The organism is Croceicoccus estronivorus (assembly GCF_001625325.1).
GTDB classification, from domain to species: Bacteria; Pseudomonadota; Alphaproteobacteria; order Sphingomonadales; family Sphingomonadaceae; genus Caenibius; species Caenibius estronivorus.
Window position 1 is genome coordinate 52404 of the sequence record NZ_JRQQ01000001.1, and the last position, 16385, is coordinate 68788.

Below are 16385 nucleotides of genomic sequence, written 5' to 3' on the forward strand. Positions count from 1 at the left end.
TTCAGGCCGCATTGGCCATTTGCTGTTTCTCGTCAGCTCCAAACCCGACACTGAAATCGTGTCCCCACAGGCTGACCGAGGTGCTTTCAAAGACGGTGTGACGGTCCCAATCGACGGTCCTTCCGCCAAAGCCGTATTCCAAAGCAAAGCCACCGGGCGTGGCCATGTAGAAGCTGGTCATGCGATCGTTGGTATGCTTGCCCAGCGTTGCCATCAGGCGCGTGTCCGTCGCCAGCATGCGATCATAGGCATGGCCGACTTCATCCATCGTCGGCACTTCCACCATCAGGTGAACGCAGCCGGACGGGACTTCGCCTTCGAACAGGGCAATGCTGTGGTGACGACCGTTGGCACAGTGCATGAAATCGATGCGCTGCTCCGGCCCATCCGGCCCCATCGGCCGATGCATCATGAAATCCGCCACCCCGAAACCCAGTACATCCATCATGAATGCGCGGGTTTCCACGATCTTCGGCGCGGGCAACACCATATGGCCATAGCCGAGGTTTCCGGTCACGAACGACTGGACGCCCACCGGCGAAACGAAGCGATCGAAATGGGAGGTATATCCGCAGGCGAGTTCATGCCGATTGCCGGAAGGGTCATGGAACCAGACCATGTCGACGACATGGCGTAATGCCCGTTCCTCTGCCGTGGCACGATGAAACTCAACACCGTGGCGCTGCAGTTCTTCCAATGCCATGGCGAACTGGGCTTCCGACCGAATTTCCCATCCACTTGCGAAATAGCAGTCCCTGCCGCTTTTCTCGATGAAGAGCCGACCGGCACGCTCATCCATACGAAGGGCAATACCGCCGGGAGCCTGATGCGCCGAAAAGCCGGCCACATCCTCACCGAACCGAACCCATTGGTCAGGCTCGGTCGAATGGATGACACTGTAAGCCAACGCCGCGATGTCCATTATGGACTCCTTTCCCTAGACTTCGCAGCTATCTTGCAGCGCGCGGCGGCGGCTGAAATTGACCTACGTCAAACTTCCCCTGGATATATCGTTAGGAATCCCCCTATTATTGCCGCGATTTTGCCACAGGATTCAATTTCTGGATGATTTTGCGTATTTTTATGGCGTAAATAATACGCATTTCTGAATTTCTGTGTTGATTCGAGAGAACGTTTGAGCCCCGCGACGGAGCGCAGATATGCAGGACTGCCGGAGCATAGGCTCCGCTCAAAGAGCGGCAGCGAACCCCTTGAGGAAAATTGCTGCGGCATGTGCGGCGGCCTGCCGCGCTTCATCGGAAGAAAGGGCCTCTCCTCCGGCGATCACCCGATTGCCACGAAGGGACAGGACCAAAGCCTGACGAGCATACCAAGAGGTATCGCCAACCCGCACTCTATCTGCCGAGCGGAGGCTTTCCAGCCAGATGATGAGCGCATCCAACCAGGGTTTGCGCAGAATTGCATAGACATCGCGTGCCAGCGCCGGATCCCGGCGGGATTCAGCAATGACCGTCCGATGCAATGCAATCGACCGTCTTCCGCCCAGAACCAGCAGGCAAGACTCCAGAAAGTGTGCCAAAGCCGCCTGAGACGCATCCCCGGCGGGCAACGACGGAGGAGCCACTCTGGCCAACTCCCACGCCAGATCGCGCATTGTCGCCGCGAACAGCCCCGCCTTGCTGCCGAAATGACGATAAAGAGTGCCGCGTCCAACGGCCGCCTCCGCGCCGATCACATCCAGACTCGCCCTCTGGTAACCGCTTTCCAGAAAATGGGCAGCGGCGACATCGAGCAGGTTCCGGATGTGGGTAGGAGGATCGAAAGGTGCCTGCGGAACAATGACCCTCGATGAGACTTCAGCCGCGCTTTCATCTTCAAACGCCAGAATGCCGTATTCAAACAGCCCGGCCACTCGACACGCAATGACATCACGTTCCGCCGGTGCCGGACTTTTGAAGCCCATCAGAAGCGCAGGACTCTCCGCCGAAAGAGAGCCGAAGTCCACCGCAAGGCCGAGCGGCACCGGAGCCTTCACGCCTTTGGAACCTGCGATCTCCTCCAGAAGAATGCGCACCGGTTCGAGGCGCTCCCACTGGCCATTCCGCAGGTTATTCACGAAATCCGGCATGATGCGCGCGACGCCGATGGCGACCCAGACCTCATTCAGCAGTCCGCCGTCGACTGTGGAATCCAGAATAGCCCTCGAAAGGCCGATAAGCTCATTTTCGGGAGATGTATTGCTGAGATGCAACGCCGTCACCCTTGCGCTGAACTCCGAACCCATTGCATCGGCCGCGGCACGAAAGAGCGCTTCCTTGTCAGGGTAATAGCGGTAGATTGTTTCCTTGCTGACACCCGACGCACGCGCGATGGCGTCAATGCTCACTGCCTCGAAGCCGGCCGCAACGAACTGTTCCCGCGCCACTGCCAGCAGATGCCGCACACGTGCAGAGCGTGGCTGCGTCGATGCAGCGCCTTGGAGCCGTTCATCCGAAGCTGAGGAATGCACCATCCGAGAGGCTATAGCAGGCAACCCGACCATTGCACCCCGGTTGCAGGCCTTGACTCAAATCGAACGGGTGAATACCGTTGCTGCATAAGGAAGTTCGGGAGACGGCGTGCAGTGAATGGCAAGTCCTGGGTCGAGCGGCCGATCGAACCGTTTGGCATGGAAATAGAGGCACGGCTGGAATGGCCGCTTGCCGAAGACGTCCAGCAGCGGATGATCGCGCTGTTCGACGAACATAAGCTGCTCGTATTTCGCAACCAGAAACTCAATGAAGCCGATCAGGTCAGAGTGCTGGAAAATTTCGGCAGCGTCCTGAGCTCCCATGGCGAATATCGTGAGATTTCATCGGATGGCGCACTCGGCGCGGGTCCTCTCACCTGGCACAGCGATCTCGCCTTTACCGAAGAACCTTACAAGATCATCTCTCTGCACGCCGTGGAGGTCAACGACGGCCAAAGCTGGACGCAGTTTGCCAATGGCGCCATTGCCGCCCGCGATCTTCCCGGGGAATTGATAGAAAGACTGGAAGGCCTGCAGGCTGTGACCTCCATCGCTTCGATCCAGTCACATCGCGTGGTCGGCTACGACACACCTTCCGATATTCCGCATCAGGTCAGACCGATCCTGATGCCGCACCCCCGCACCGGAGAACCGATCCTCTATATCAGCTGGATGCAGACCTGCCGGATCGAAGGCATGGGCCGGGAAGAGAGCGATGCGCCGCTCCAGCAATTGTTCGATGAGCTCTACCGCCAGGATCGTATCTATCGGCACGAGTGGAACAACGGCGACTTCGTGATCTGGGACAACATCGCCCTGCAACATTCCCGCTGCGATCTCGAAGGCATGCTCCCCCGGCGCCTCCAGCGGATCGTCATTGCAGACAAGAGCTTTTTCGACCTTCTGCCACAGTTCAAGGTTGGCGACGAAAAAATCAGCGCCTGGGGCTCAGGCGCCAAGGAACTCACACTCAATTAGAGGAAGCCGATCATGGCCGAAGACATTCCCTATCTCTTTCGTGGCGTCATGCCGGTGGAAACGCACAGCAGCGTCCTCGTTTCGTCATCCAAATACCTGAACAACGCCCGCCTGCGGGATTGGCTGGCGATGATCCTGTTGCGCAAGAATGGCACCGACATTCCACCACCGGCCGAAATGTATGAATTCCTCGGCATTCTGGATGAACTGCGCGACTTCGATCAGGTGGAGGAGATGCTGACTGAAGAGCGCAAGGTGAACCCGGAACTCGATGCCTGGTTCAACGAAGGGTTCTATTCCACCTATGCAATCGACGATTTCAAGCAATACGATCCAGGTTCTCTCGGTGGAATCTTCTATTCCTGGATCAAGGAAGGCAATTACGAAATCCAGATCACTCCGTGGCAGGAGCCCAAGAGCCAGCTGGAATTCTATAACCTTCGTTCCGGCCAGACACATGATTTCGAACATATCCTGTGTGGCGGCGGCTTCAATTTCATGGGGGAGCTGGTCCCCTATTGGTATCGTTTGACCAACGTTTTCAAATTCATCCACAATCCGGAACTGGCAGCAGAACTGAGCCTGATCCAGATATTCGGATCGCTGCGTTATACCGTCCGGACCATGCTCCATTATCCGCAAGTCTGGCCGACCTGCGTGAATGCGATCCAGCGTGGCATGAAAGTCGGCCAGGAAAGCGACGCCCTGTTCATGAAGAAGCTGGAAGATGCCTTCCACCTGCCGCTGGAAGAGGCACGAGCATTTCTGGGCGTGCGCGGCGCGGTCGATGTGGACACTCATAACGAAGGTGCCTTCTGGGCTTCGGATGGCAAGGTCGAATTATTTCGCGAGGCGGCCGAATGATGTCTGGATGTGATCTGCTTATTCGTGGCGGCACGATCGTTGACGGCAGCGGCGACCAGCCCTTCGTCGGTGACATTGCAATCGTCGACGATCGCATCGTCTGGGTTGGCGCCCACTACGATGGTGACGCCCGTGAGGTGATCGATGCCAGTGGGCTGACTGTCACGCCCGGCTTTGTCGACATCCACACCCATTACGATGGGCAAGCCATCTGGTCGGAAGAGCTTTCCCCCTCCTCATCCCATGGCGTGACGACAGTGGTGACAGGCAATTGCGGGGTCGGCTTTGCACCTTGCCGTGCCGAAGACCACGACATGCTGATCCGTGTGATGGAAGGGGTCGAGGATATTCCCGGCGTAGTGATGGCCGAAGGGCTGGCCTGGGATTGGGAAACCTTCCCCCAATATCTCGATGCGCTGAAGGCACGCCGTCGCGATATCGACGTCGCCGCATTTCTTCCGCACAGCCCGCTACGTGTTTACGCGATGGGCGAACGCGGTGCGAAGCGCGAGCCAGCGACCGAGGAAGACCTTGAACGGATGCGCGATCTTGCGCGCGAGGCAATTGAGGCCGGGGCTATCGGCTTTGCCACTTCCCGCCTGCTGATCCACCGGACAAAGGCGGGTGAAAACATCCCCACCTATGCTGCCGACGATGCGGAATTGAAGGCGATTGCCTCGGCAATGCGCGATGCCGGTACAGGCGTCCTCCAGATGGTGCTCGATTCCCCGTTCCAGAGCTGGGAAGACGAACTGCGACACTTGATCGCAGTGGCCGAGAGTTGCGGCCGCCCGGCCACTTTCACGCTGGGCACATCGAACGGCGGAGAACCGGTTTTCCGCGAAGCCCTGCGGATCGCAGAAGAGGCGAACGCACGCGGGCTTTCCATTACCCCGCAGATTCTGCCCCGGCCCGTCGGAATGGTTTGCGGGTTTGAATTGTCGACCCATCCATTCTGCCTTTGCCCAAGCTATCAGGCAATCGCGAACCTGCCGTTGGACGAACAGCTGATCCATTTGCATGACCCCGCATTCCGGGCCACACTGCTGACCGAGCAGCCGCAGGACGGCAATCCACTGGCGATGATGACCCGCAACTGGGACTGGATCTTCCCGTTTGGAGATCCACCCAACTATGAACCGCCAGCAGAGACAAGCGTCGGGGCACAGGCACGTGCCCAGGGCAGGACACCGGAAGAAGTGGCCTACGATCTGCTGATGAATGGCGGCGACGGGCGTGGGCTGCTCTACAACGCACTTGGCAATTACTATGAAGGGCGGTTCGACGCGCTCTACGAAATGATCAATCATCCCGACACCGTAATGGGGCTGGGTGATGGAGGCGCGCACTACGCCGCAATTTGCGATGCCAGTTATCCGACCTTCCTGCTGACTTACTGGGTCCGTGACCGGAATGGGCCAAAGCTCACTCTGCCACAGGTCGTCCGATCGCTGACGGCACGACCAGCCGAAACGGTCGGGCTGGAGGATCGTGGGCGGCTGGCCCCCGGCTACAAGGCCGACGTCAACATCATCGATACCGAGAGAATGGAACTACACGCACCCACCGTGCGCCGAGACCTTCCGACAGGCGGACGCCGGCTCGACCAGGCAGCAACCGGTTTCGTCGCCACGATATGTTCCGGCACGATTATTCGCCGTCACGATCGTCCCACCGGAGCACGTCCCGGTCGCGTCGTGCGGGGCAGCCAGCCGGTGCCGGAACGGAAATCCGTTCTCGAACGCGATAACGCCTGATTACCCGATCATGCCATCGCCGCGGCATCTGTCGTGCCGCGGCGATGGCCTCGCGTCGATTACCGGCGTTACTACCTGTCAGCCAGCTTCCGTTTCCATTTCAGGCAGATCCCCCCAGGCGACGAATTTGGGCGTACCGTCTTCGCCGATAATCTCGGTCATCATCGACGTCACCCGGCTGCGTGATTCCGCAATCAACCAGCGGCCATCCTGCTTGCGATAGACATCGTCGTATTCCACCGCGAGGTGAGTGACCGCCCGACTGGCCATCAGAATCGTGCGGAAGTTCAAAGACCACTTTCCTTTGGCAGTATCCGGCCCCGTCAATTCGATCTCGGCATTGCTCGCATGATGGATGTCATAGACACCCTCCTGGCAGGCCATCTCTTCATAGACTTTGAGAAAATCCTCACGGTCGGTGAAGAGCGGGAAATTCTGATATTCGATATGCACCGGGCCCGAAAGAAACGTCTCACGCAATTCATCAACCATCTTGAGATCGCAACAACGCAGGTAACGTGCCTTGAGTTGGCGAATTGCCTCGATATCCTCCAAGGCGGTTAGACGGGCAGCAAGGTCTTCAAGACTGACGGACATAACATTCTCCTCCCAATCATCGCCCGTTTCCCGAGCGACAGTGACTTGCGCTTTAATTTCCCGACGCGCATGACGCAAACCAAACCCAACGCCGCGACATATTTCACAAACGCGCAGCATAAAGCCGGTGAATCGCAGGAAAATGCCATGAACGAATATGACACGATCCGATATGAAACCGACGCTGGCCTACTGCGCCTCACTCTGAATCGGCCGGACCATCTCAATGCCTTCACAGTCACGATGGCCGACGAACTGGAGGATGCCTATCGCCGGGCGAGCAGCGATGACGCCGTCAAAGTCATTGTCGTTACAGGTGCGGGCAAGGCCTTTTGCGCAGGGATGGACTTGTCGGTCGAAGGCAACGTCTTCGGCCTCGACGAAACGCTCTCTCCCACGATGGCCGACTTGCAGGAACGCCCCGTCCGTGACGAGATCGAACACGGTGTACGTGACACCGGTGGCCGTGTCGCGCTGGCAATGTTCGACTGCCGCAAACCCATCGTCGGCGCAATCAATGGTGCAGCAGTCGGCGTAGGCGCGACCATGACCCTGCCGATGGACTTTCGGCTGGCATCGGAAAAGGCCCGGATGGGTTTCGTCTTCGGACGGTTGGGCATCACGCCGGAAGCATGTTCCACTTGGTTCTTGCCCCAGATCGTGGGGATGCAGCAGGCACTCGAGTGGTTTTACCGCGCCGACATCTTCGATGCGCAAACCGCCCTTGAAAAAGGGCTCGTACGGTCGATCCATGCTCCGGAGGAACTGATGAACGCGGCCTGCACTTTCGCCCGCACGTTAATCACGGATCGCTCCCCGGTCAGCATAGCATTGATCCGGCAGATGACCCTGCGCAATGCCGGTCAACCGCATCCACGCATGGCTCATGACGTGGACTCGCTGGCGATGTTCTACACCAGCATTGGCGACGGCAAGGAAGGCGTAGAAGCCTTCCGCGAAAAACGCGCGCCCAGATTCACCGGCAAGGCTTCAGCGATGCCGCCATTCTACCCTTGGCAGGAGAGTTGAAGGGACTGAATCACGGGGCCAGCCACGCTCTGAGCACATAGGCCACCGCCCCCAGAACCGATACGCTTGCCACCCACAACCCCGCCATCCAGGCGAGCCTGTTCCATAAAGGTGCTTCGCCGGAACCGCAGTCCCTATGTGATGCGCGACCCCGCATCAGTGATATCCTTCGGAACCGACCTTGCCGCGAAACACCCAATAGGCCCAGCCTGTATACGCGAGAATCAAGGGCATGGTCAGCGCAACGCCAACCAGCATGAATACCTGGCTGCTATGCGGAGCAGCAGCATCCCAGATAGTGACGCTGTCCGGCACGACGTAGGGCCACATGCTGATGCCCAGCCCTATTGTCCCAAGCAGGAAAACGCCCAGCGAGAGCAGGAAAGGCGCGGCATGCTGCCTCTTTGCCAGAGCGCGGATCAGAAAGCCTGTGAGAATTGCAGTCAACAGCGGCACCTGTGCAGCAAACAGCACGTTGGGCATGGCAAACCAGCGCTGCCAATAGCTTTCCTCCAGCAGCGGCGTGTACAGGCTCACCGCCACCAGCAATACCAGAGTTGCGACCATGGCCCGGAACGCCAGCTTGTAGGCATGGCCCTGCGTGCTGCCTTCCGTCTTCCACACGAGCCAGGTTGAACCGAGCAGGGCATAACCGGCTACGACACCCAACCCTGTCAGTAGCGTGTAAGGCGTCAGCCAGTCCCACCAGCTTCCGGCATAGGCCCGGTCAGCCACCTCGATCCCTTGCAAGATAGCGCCCAGCGTCATGCCCTGCGCCATCGCGGCCACCAACGATCCACCGGCGAAAGCCATATCCCAGAACGCCCGATGATCAGGATCGCGCCAGCGGAATTCAAACGCCACACCACGAAAGACCAGGCCGAGAAGCATGGCGATGATCAATGGATAGGTGGCAGGCAGGATGATAGCGTAGGCCAACGGAAAAGCTGCGAAGAGCCCGCCGCCACCCAGCACCAGCCAGGTTTCGTTACCGTCCCATACCGGTGCGATGGAGTTCATCGCCTGATCTCGTTCCTGCCCGACGGCAAAGCTCGGAAACAGGATGCCGATCCCCAGATCGAAACCATCCATTACGACATAGGCGAAAATGCCAAAGGCAATGATGAAAGCCCAGATTACGGTGAGGTCGATTGCCATGACGCTTACTCCTCCCCGACCGGTTTTTCGGTCGGATCAGATGGATTGTGGGGCTGATTCTGTGCCAGCCCGGGGGTGATCCCGGCGGTCCGCACCGGCCCTTTCTCAGTCCGCCTGACACCCAGTTCCTGTATCTTGGGTGCGCTGTGCATCAAACGCAGGATATACCATGTGCCCGTGCCGAAAACTGCAAAATAGACGATGACAAACGCCAGCAATGATGCACCTACGGCTGGCGCATCGAGGGGGGAGGCGGAATGCGCCGTCCGCAACAAACCATAGATCGTAAACGGCTGACGCCCGACTTCGGTGACCATCCACCCTGCAATCACTGCAACGAAGCCTGACGGCCCCATCACGATTGCCGCCTTGTGCAACAGCGGCCAGTCATAAAGCCGCTTTTTCCACCGTGCGAACAGGCTCCACACCCCAAGCCCCATCATCGCAAAACCAAGCCCGACCATGACACGGAAAGCCCAGAATACCGGACCGACCGGAGGCTGGTCGCTTTCGGGGATGGTATCCAGCCCCGCGAGAGGCGCATTGAGATCGTGTTTGAGAATCAGCGAGGAAGCTTTCGGAATCTCGATTGCATAGTCGACGCGTTTCTCTTCGCTGTTCGGGATACCCGCGACAATGAAGGGCGCGCCGTCGGGATGGCTTTGATAATGCCCTTCCATCGCCATCACCTTTGCGGGCTGATGCTCCAAGGTATTGAGCCCATGCAAGTCGCCTGCGAAAATCTGAATGGGCGCGACGATCGCAGCCATCCACATCGCCATGGAAAACATCTTGCGCGCATGCGCATTCGTGCGGTCTTTCAGAAGATGCCAGGCACCGACCCCGCCAACCACGAACGCCGTGGTCAGATAGGCAGCAATCACCGTATGGACGAGCCGATAGGGGAAGCTTGCAGTGAAGATGATCGCCAGCCAGCTTTCCGGCAGATATTGCCCCTCCGGAGAAAGAACGTAGCCTGCGGGCGTTTGCATCCAGCTGTTTACCGAAAGAATCCAGAAAGCCGACACGAAAGTGCCGATTGCGACCATCAATGTGGCCACGAAATGCAGTTTCCTGCCGACCCTTTCCAGCCCGAACAGCATGACGCCGAGAAAGCCTGCCTCCAGAAAAAACGCGGTCAGCACCTCGTAGGCGAGCAGCGGCCCGATCACGGGCCCTGCCTTGTCCGAAAATACCGCCCAGTTGGTCCCGAACTGGTAGGACATGACAATCCCCGACACGACGCCCATTGCGAACGCGACGGCGAAGATCTTCAGCCAATACTTGAACAGATCGAGATAGAGTTGCTTGCCCGTCTTCAACCACAGGGCTTCAAGGACGGCGAGGTAACTCGCGAGCCCGATGGACAAGGCCGGAAAGATGAAATGAAAACTGACGGTGAAGGCGAACTGCACCCGCGCCAGGAACAAGGCGTCGAATTGATCGAACATCTAGCAGGCCTCCTGCGGCTTGGCTTGTGCCTGTAATTTCCGCCAGCGGTAGAACGTCTTTTCGGAAATGCCAACCTCGCGGCAACTTTCACACACTCCCCGGCCAGAGGAAATCAACTTTTCTATCCTGCGGCAGCGTATGTCCTTATCCGGAATAGCAACCATGACTCCCCATTTCCTCCTGCGGCATTCAGGCGAACAAGATCAGTCCGCTTTTGTATAACATGTACGTGGCAACGATCAGGATCAGTGCGGCGAAAACCGTGTTGAGCTGTCCCTTACGGGCAGAAAGGCGTCTCGATGCAGCAGTCCCGCCAACGCTCCCGACAATTCCCCCGGCAATGAAAACGCCCGCGAGCGGCCAGTCCAGCATTCCCGACACCGCATAGTTGAGCGCTGTCGTCACACCGAATGCACTGACGGCAACCAATGACGTGCCGATCGCTCGATAGACAGGCATTGCCGTTGAACGGACGAGCGCGGGCACGATCAAAAATCCGCCGCCGATACCGAAAAACCCGCTCAAGGCGCCCGTGCCGAAACCATATGGCAGGACCGTGGGCAGATTTTCGCGATTGCAGACAACACCTTTCACACCTTCATCGGTGCGCCCGCGGTACATCTGGACGCCCACGACCACCATCAGCAAGGCAAACAGGAACAGCAGCTTTTGCCCATCGAACGCCTTGCCAAGACTTGATCCGGCCAGCGCGCCGATAACGCCCGCCACGGCAAAGGCACTGCCACAACGCCAGTTGACGTTTCCAGCCCTGGCGTGGCTCAATAGCCCGGCCATGGCATTCACTGCCACGGCCAGGGCACTGGTACCGATAGCGATATGCGGGCTCTTCACGCCCACGACATACACCATCAGGGGCACGGCCAGGATCGATCCACCGCCACCGACCAGCCCTAGCGTAAAGCCGACAGCAATTCCGCTGAATGCAGCGAGCAGATAATGCAACTGATCGATCACAGCCGGCTCCTCCTGTCTCCAGTCAGATCAGATTGATCGGGATCTTCAGGTATGTGACGCCATTGCTCTCAGGCGGTGGCATGTGCCCCGCACGCATGTTCACCTGAACTGACGGCAGGATCAGCCGCGGCATGGCAAGCGTTGCATCGCGCCCTTCCCGCATAGCCACGAACTCATCCTCGCTGATGCCATCATGGGCGTGGATATTGCCATCGCGTTCTGCAGCGACGGTTGTCTCCCAGGCATATTCGCTGCGGCCCGCAGGCAGATAATCGTGGCACATGAACAACCGCGTGGCGGGAGGCAGGGAAAGGATACGGCGCAACGAACGAAACAATTTGCGGGCATCGCCGCCAGGAAAGTCTGCCCGCGCTGTGCCATAGTCGGGCATGAACATCGTGTCCCCGACGAACACTGCGTCACCGATGGCATACGCGATGCAGGCAGGCGTATGGCCTGGAACATGCAGGACACTGACTTCCAGATTGCCGAGACCGAAAGTATCCCCGTCCGCGAACAGCCGATCGAAATCGGATCCGTCGCGTTCGAATTCCGTACCGGCATTGAACAGCTTTCCAAATGTCTGCTGTACCGTGACGATATGTTCGCCGATCGCGATCTTGCCGCCGACTTTCTGCTGCAAATAAGGTGCGGCAGACAGATGGTCGGCATGGGCATGCGTCTCTAGCAACCACATTACTTTCAGATTTTCTGAACATATGAAGTCTATGACTTTATCGGCCGACGCATAAGATATGCGCCCCGACGCCTGATCGAAATCGAGTACGGAGTCGATGACAGCAGCCTCCCGCGTCGCTCGATCGTAGACCACATAAGTAACGGTTGAGGTCGATTCATCGAAAAATGAGCGGATTTCCGGACGCAACGCCTTATCCGCAAAAGCCTCCTCTATCCTGGCCGCTGTAGCAGCCAGTGGGATGTCCTGGGAATAGTGAGCCATCTTTACTCCCCTTTCCCACTTTATGTATTTATGTAAATGTATTGCGTCAAGGATTCTTTTGCGGTAGCGGATGTCCATGGAAGCCGAACAACGCCCACAGAACTGTGTTCTGAGAATCGGGGACATCGCCCCCAACTTCAGCGCGCGCAGCACGGGCGGTGCATTGGAAATGGCTGATTTCCGCGGGAAATGGCTGGTACTGTTCTCTCATCCGGCCGACTTTACCCCGGTTTGCACATCGGAATTCATTGCCTTCGCACAAGCGGCCGATCGCTTCGCAGCGCTTGACTGCAATTTGATGGCCTTGTCCGTCGACAGTCTTTACGCCCATTTCGCCTGGGTGCGGATGATCCGCGACCAGTTCGGCGTGGAAGTGCGGTTCCCGATCGTCGAAGACCCCACTCTCGTTATCGGTCGGGCCTACGGGATGATTGCGCAGGATGCCCACGACGCCTCAGCCGCACGGACGGTTTTCATCATCGATCCGGAAGGCATTATCCGGGCCATGATCTGCTACCCGGTCGAAATAGGTCGATCAGTGGAAGAAATCCTGCGGACCCTTGCAGCATTGCAGGCCGTGGACACTCATCAGGCTCTCGCGCCGGAGGGATGGCGCCCCGGCGCACCCCTTTTCGCCCAACCGGAGCCTTCTCTCGACACGGTTTTCGCCGCCAAGGACCCGATGGAATGGTTTCTCAGTAAAGACAGCTTGAAGGATGACAGCGATGGCTGAGCCACCCATCGATGGCCTCAAGGCAATTGCACACCCGCTACGCTATGCGATCCTCGCTGCGCTGTCCGGTGCCGAGTTGAATGTGGGTGAGATCGAAACGGCGACCGGCATCACCCAGCCAGCCCTGTCGCAACAGCTTTCGATATTGCGCAACGCCGGGCTGGTCACATCGCGCCGCGATGCCAAGATGGTCTATTACCGCGGGGATGAACATACATTGGGGGCGCTGGCAGCGGCTGTACACTCGATTGTTCCTGCCAAATCAAAAGTACCGGCGGATAAACCCGGCAAAAAGGTTACGGGTGCAGCGGTTTTCGCACGCTTGCGCTGATTAGCGCCACAAGAGAGCAATTCCCCTCTTTCCTAACCCTTGCACTACCCGGTTTGCTGTTGGGGCCGGTGCTCGGCAACCATGCTCCACACTGCCATAAACAGTGCCGCGATCATCGGCCCGACAATAAACCCATTGAGGCCGAACAACTGCAATCCCGCCAGCGTAGCGATCAGAACCACGAAATCGGGCATTCGGGTATCCTGCCCCACCAAAAACGGGCGCAGAAGATTGTCGATCAGCCCGATGACGAACAATCCGCAAAAAACCAGCACGACACCTTCCCAGATGGAGCCGGTGACCAATAGATAGATCGACACCGGTACCCACACGATCCCGGTGCCGACCGCAGGCACGAGAGAGAAGAAGCCCATAAGCAAGCCCCACAGCAAGGCACCTTCGATTCCAAGAGCCCAAAAAATGAGCCCACCGACCAGGCCTTGCAGCAATGCGACGACAACCGTGCCTTTCATAGTTGCGCGGACGACAACGACGAAGTGACGCAACAGGGCATCTCGCTCCGCAGTGCGCAGGGGCACTGCTGCAAGCACCTTCTTGCCCATGGTATCGCCATCGCGCAGCAGGAAGAACGTGAGGTAAAGCATGATGCCGAGCGAGGCGATGAACTTGAGCGCGCCCTGCCCGAACAGGAGCGCGCGCGAGGCGATCGCCTGCAACCCTCCGGCAACCCCGGATCCGAATACATCCTTCAGACCGTCGAAATCCGCGACTCCAGCGGATGAGACCATCCGGGAGGCCCAGTCAGGCAGCGAGGTCTGGAAGTTGCGGTACATACCCGCGAAATCCACTTGCCCGGACTGGATCTGGCCGTAGATCGCGGTTGCTTCCTGCACCAACGCAATGCCCAGCATGAATGCCGGGATGATCACAAGTGCCACGATCAGCAAAACCGTGAGCATCGCGGCCAGATTTTTCCGTTGCCCAAGCTTCGAACACAGCTTGCGATTAAGCGGCGCGAACAGGATGGCCGCAACCAAGCCCCATAATATAGCCCCGAAATATGGCGCGATCAGCCAGACGAATGCCAGGGTGACAAGCAGGACAAGAGCAATGAAGCCCACATCCTCCAACCTGAATATGCTTGGATCACCTTCATCCATGGCGCATGTGTCGCATCAAAACAGCCCAAAATCCATCACTTATGACAGGTGTCGGAATGCGTCTGGCCTTATGTGAGGCAACGTGCGCAAGATTAGCGCAATCAACCACGTCCGCGGTAATTTGCCACCCCCTGATCCGGAACCCACAGGCCCTCGGGCGCGGGGCCGGACTGCCAGAAGACATCGATCGGTATTCCCCCGCGCGGATACCAGTACCCGCCGATCCGCAACCACAGCGGCGTCATTTCGGTAAACAATCTCTGGCCGATTCCCACAGTCACATCTTCATGGAATCCGTGATGATTGCGGAAACTTCCGAGAAACAGCTTGAGTGATTTCGATTCAACTATCGTCGCTTGCGGAGCATAGTCGATAACAAGGTGGGCAAAGTCCGGCTGACCGGTCACAGGACAAAGCGAGGTAAATTCCGGAGCGGAGAAGCGAATAGTGTATAGTGCCCCTGCACGCGGGTTGGGAACATAGTCCAGCACTGCCACCTCGGGCGACTCGGGAAGAGCGCTCTGTTGTCCGAGATGGCGCGTTTCGGGCGGCTGTTCGTCATTGTTCATGCCCTGCTGATGCATCGAACGGTGTAGATACACAAGCTCACGAATTGACGCGGTAAACTCAATCGCTATTCAACGCGCCCGACGCTGTGGCGTCAAGATGGCAGGTGCTATGGTTATCAAGGTGAAGATTCCGGGAATTGCATTGGCGGCCCTCGCGGCAGCTGTGCCTGCACACGCCCAGACAACCGGTGGTGGATTGGAGGATTTCCGGCTTCCTCCGTCCAGCAAAACCACGCCCGACGTGCAAGGGCCGGTCACGCCCGATAACCCCATTATCGACCTGCCAGCGCCCAATACGCAGACTGCGCCGCACACCACACAACCTGCTCCCAAAGAGCCCACTGCTGCTCCCAGGCCGACAGCCGCCGCACCGTCTGCGCCAAAAAGCGAAAGTCCTGCTCGCGAGCCTCGGCCCACCTCTGCGCCTTCGCCGCGTACGGAGCCTGTCGCCCAGCCACAGACGCGCAATACGGCCCCTGCCCGTCAGACTGCTCCGATAGAGCCCCCCTCACCTGCTCCATCCCCCGTGGCGTCGGCGGAACCCGCGGCTAATTCCACACCGCAGGACGTCGCGCCTGCCCAGACCGAGGTCGTTACGCCGCCTGTAGTGGCGCCGCAGGCTGCAACCGCGCCAGCTCCGGTGAACAACGACCCCTGGTGGCGCTATGTCCTTCTGGGCCTGCTGCTCTTTCCCATGGGTTTTGCCGCAGGCCAGTTCTGGCGGCACAACAAGGGCATGCGCAAGAGTTCCTTCGCGCCCACGATCGAGCGTCCGAAGCCTCGTGCCGTACCGGCCAGAGCCGCTCCGGAAAACGATCAGCCCGCAGCGCCAGAACCACTTCCGGGTGCTTTCGACGAAGAGCTTGAAAGAGCGGAAGCCGCACAGTTGCCGCCTCTACGCCATGCGCTGGAAACGACCAGCCTGAGCGTGACATTGGTCAATGCCCTGTTGTCTTACCAGTTGACCCTGACCAACGCATCCCGCCAGATGATCCGCGACATCCGGATTGCCGGCGACATCGTCTCGGCGCATTCATCTCAATCCATGGAAGAACAACTCTCGGGGCCGGACGGCAACGCCGTGCTGCACACGGTATCCGGCCTGCTGCCAGGCCAGAGTATATTTCTCAATGGCCAGTTGCGGATGCCGATTGCAGCGATCCGCCCAGTGAAACGCGAACATGCCATGCTGTTCATCCCGCTGATCCGTATGCGGATCGAGGCTGAAGGGCTGGCCAGTGCGCTGGTGCAGACCTGTGTTGTCGGCCAGCATCCGGCAGGCCCCGGAGCAGGGCTGCGCCCGTTCCGGCTCGACGCCGGTCCGCGTGTCTACACCGAAATCGGGCAGCGCACCTTGCAGCCCGCGGCGCAGGCCGCAGCCTGAAACCCC

Annotated in this window: 18 protein-coding genes; 7 read left to right on the top strand and 11 right to left on the bottom strand. The window is 58.6% G+C overall.

Translation table 11 applies throughout. From position 1 onward, the window contains the following. Position 1 precedes the first annotated feature (1 nt). Both MB02_RS00250 and MB02_RS00255 read right to left on the bottom strand, forming a co-directional pair. Entirely contained in the window at positions 2 to 922 is a 921-nt protein-coding gene (locus MB02_RS00250) for a VOC family protein (RefSeq protein ID WP_206598554.1), read from the bottom strand. 267 nt (positions 923 to 1189) lie between these two features. Further along, the gene (locus tag MB02_RS00255; protein WP_067531153.1) at positions 1190 to 2473 is read right to left on the bottom strand and encodes a TetR/AcrR family transcriptional regulator; all 1284 of its coding nucleotides are present in this window, start codon (positions 2471 to 2473) and stop codon (positions 1190 to 1192) included. Between the two features lie 111 nt (positions 2474 to 2584). On the opposite strand from MB02_RS00255, the gene MB02_RS00260 reads away from it, so the two are divergent. From MB02_RS00260 to MB02_RS00270, 3 genes are read left to right on the top strand one after another with little or no spacing between them, the layout of a single operon-like run. After that, a complete protein-coding gene (locus MB02_RS00260; RefSeq protein WP_067531155.1) occupies positions 2585 to 3448 on the top strand; it encodes a TauD/TfdA dioxygenase family protein in 864 nt (287 codons plus the stop codon). 12 nt (positions 3449 to 3460) lie between these two features. Then, positions 3461 to 4312, top strand: coding sequence for a Coq4 family protein (locus MB02_RS00265; protein ID WP_067531156.1), 852 nt, complete (start codon positions 3461 to 3463; stop codon positions 4310 to 4312). Beyond that, positions 4312 to 6069, top strand: a complete 1758-nt coding sequence (locus tag MB02_RS00270) for an N-acyl-D-amino-acid deacylase family protein (RefSeq protein WP_170304613.1) — start codon at positions 4312 to 4314, stop codon at positions 6067 to 6069. The genes MB02_RS00265 and MB02_RS00270 overlap by 1 nt, the downstream gene beginning before the upstream one ends. A 78-nt stretch (positions 6070 to 6147) precedes the next feature. Here MB02_RS00270 and MB02_RS00275 read toward each other — a convergent pair whose 3' ends face one another. Continuing rightward, the gene (locus MB02_RS00275) at positions 6148 to 6666 is read right to left on the bottom strand and encodes a nuclear transport factor 2 family protein (RefSeq protein WP_067531160.1); all 519 of its coding nucleotides are present in this window, start codon (positions 6664 to 6666) and stop codon (positions 6148 to 6150) included. Positions 6667 to 6813: 147 nt separating this feature from the next. Here MB02_RS00275 and MB02_RS00280 point away from each other — a divergent pair, with 147 nt between their 5' ends. Continuing rightward, the gene (locus MB02_RS00280; RefSeq protein WP_067532109.1) at positions 6814 to 7695 is read left to right on the top strand and encodes a crotonase/enoyl-CoA hydratase family protein; all 882 of its coding nucleotides are present in this window, start codon (positions 6814 to 6816) and stop codon (positions 7693 to 7695) included. Positions 7696 to 7705: 10 nt separating this feature from the next. Here the strand turns inward: MB02_RS00280 and MB02_RS17300 are convergent, their stop codons facing one another. From MB02_RS17300 to MB02_RS00300, 6 genes are read right to left on the bottom strand one after another with little or no spacing between them, the layout of a single operon-like run. Further along, the gene (locus MB02_RS17300; protein ID WP_082825871.1) at positions 7706 to 7852 is read right to left on the bottom strand and encodes a DUF2474 domain-containing protein; all 147 of its coding nucleotides are present in this window, start codon (positions 7850 to 7852) and stop codon (positions 7706 to 7708) included. Further along, positions 7852 to 8853, bottom strand: a complete 1002-nt coding sequence (gene cydB / locus MB02_RS00285) for a cytochrome d ubiquinol oxidase subunit II (RefSeq protein WP_067531162.1) — start codon at positions 8851 to 8853, stop codon at positions 7852 to 7854. Before cydB ends, MB02_RS17300 begins: the two co-directional genes overlap by 1 nt. Positions 8854 to 8858: 5 nt before the next feature. Next, on the bottom strand, positions 8859 to 10304 hold the full coding sequence (locus MB02_RS00290) for a cytochrome ubiquinol oxidase subunit I (RefSeq protein ID WP_067531164.1): 1446 nt from the start codon (positions 10302 to 10304) through the stop codon (positions 8859 to 8861). Then, positions 10305 to 10469, bottom strand: a complete 165-nt coding sequence (locus MB02_RS18130) for a helix-turn-helix domain-containing protein (RefSeq protein ID WP_082825872.1) — start codon at positions 10467 to 10469, stop codon at positions 10305 to 10307. Positions 10470 to 10494: 25 nt separating this feature from the next. Beyond that, entirely contained in the window at positions 10495 to 11280 is a 786-nt protein-coding gene (locus MB02_RS00295) for a sulfite exporter TauE/SafE family protein (protein WP_067531166.1), read from the bottom strand. Between the two features lie 22 nt (positions 11281 to 11302). Next, on the bottom strand, positions 11303 to 12241 hold the full coding sequence (locus MB02_RS00300; protein WP_067531168.1) for an MBL fold metallo-hydrolase: 939 nt from the start codon (positions 12239 to 12241) through the stop codon (positions 11303 to 11305). A 76-nt stretch (positions 12242 to 12317) separates the two neighbouring features. Between MB02_RS00300 and MB02_RS00305 the strand changes: the two genes are divergently transcribed. Both MB02_RS00305 and MB02_RS00310 read left to right on the top strand, forming a co-directional pair. Then, positions 12318 to 12974, top strand: coding sequence for a peroxiredoxin (locus tag MB02_RS00305; protein ID WP_067532112.1), 657 nt, complete (start codon positions 12318 to 12320; stop codon positions 12972 to 12974). Then, positions 12967 to 13305 (top strand): ArsR/SmtB family transcription factor, encoded by a 339-nt coding sequence (locus MB02_RS00310; RefSeq protein WP_156495362.1) that lies wholly within the window; start codon positions 12967 to 12969, stop codon positions 13303 to 13305. The genes MB02_RS00305 and MB02_RS00310 overlap by 8 nt, the downstream gene beginning before the upstream one ends. 44 nt (positions 13306 to 13349) lie before the next feature. Here MB02_RS00310 and MB02_RS00315 read toward each other — a convergent pair whose 3' ends face one another. Together MB02_RS00315 and queF are read right to left on the bottom strand one after the other, a co-directional pair. After that, complete coding sequence (locus MB02_RS00315; RefSeq protein WP_067531172.1) at positions 13350 to 14426, bottom strand: AI-2E family transporter; 1077 nt, start codon at positions 14424 to 14426, stop codon at positions 13350 to 13352. A 101-nt stretch (positions 14427 to 14527) separates the two neighbouring features. Further along, positions 14528 to 14995 (bottom strand): preQ(1) synthase, encoded by a 468-nt coding sequence (gene queF, locus MB02_RS00320; RefSeq protein ID WP_067532115.1) that lies wholly within the window; start codon positions 14993 to 14995, stop codon positions 14528 to 14530. Positions 14996 to 15092: 97 nt separating this feature from the next. On the opposite strand from queF, the gene MB02_RS00330 reads away from it, so the two are divergent. Beyond that, positions 15093 to 16379 carry a hypothetical protein gene (locus MB02_RS00330; protein WP_156495363.1) on the top strand — a complete coding sequence of 429 codons (1287 nt, stop codon included), beginning with the start codon at positions 15093 to 15095 and terminating at the stop codon, positions 16377 to 16379. Positions 16380 to 16385: the final 6 nt, after the last annotated feature.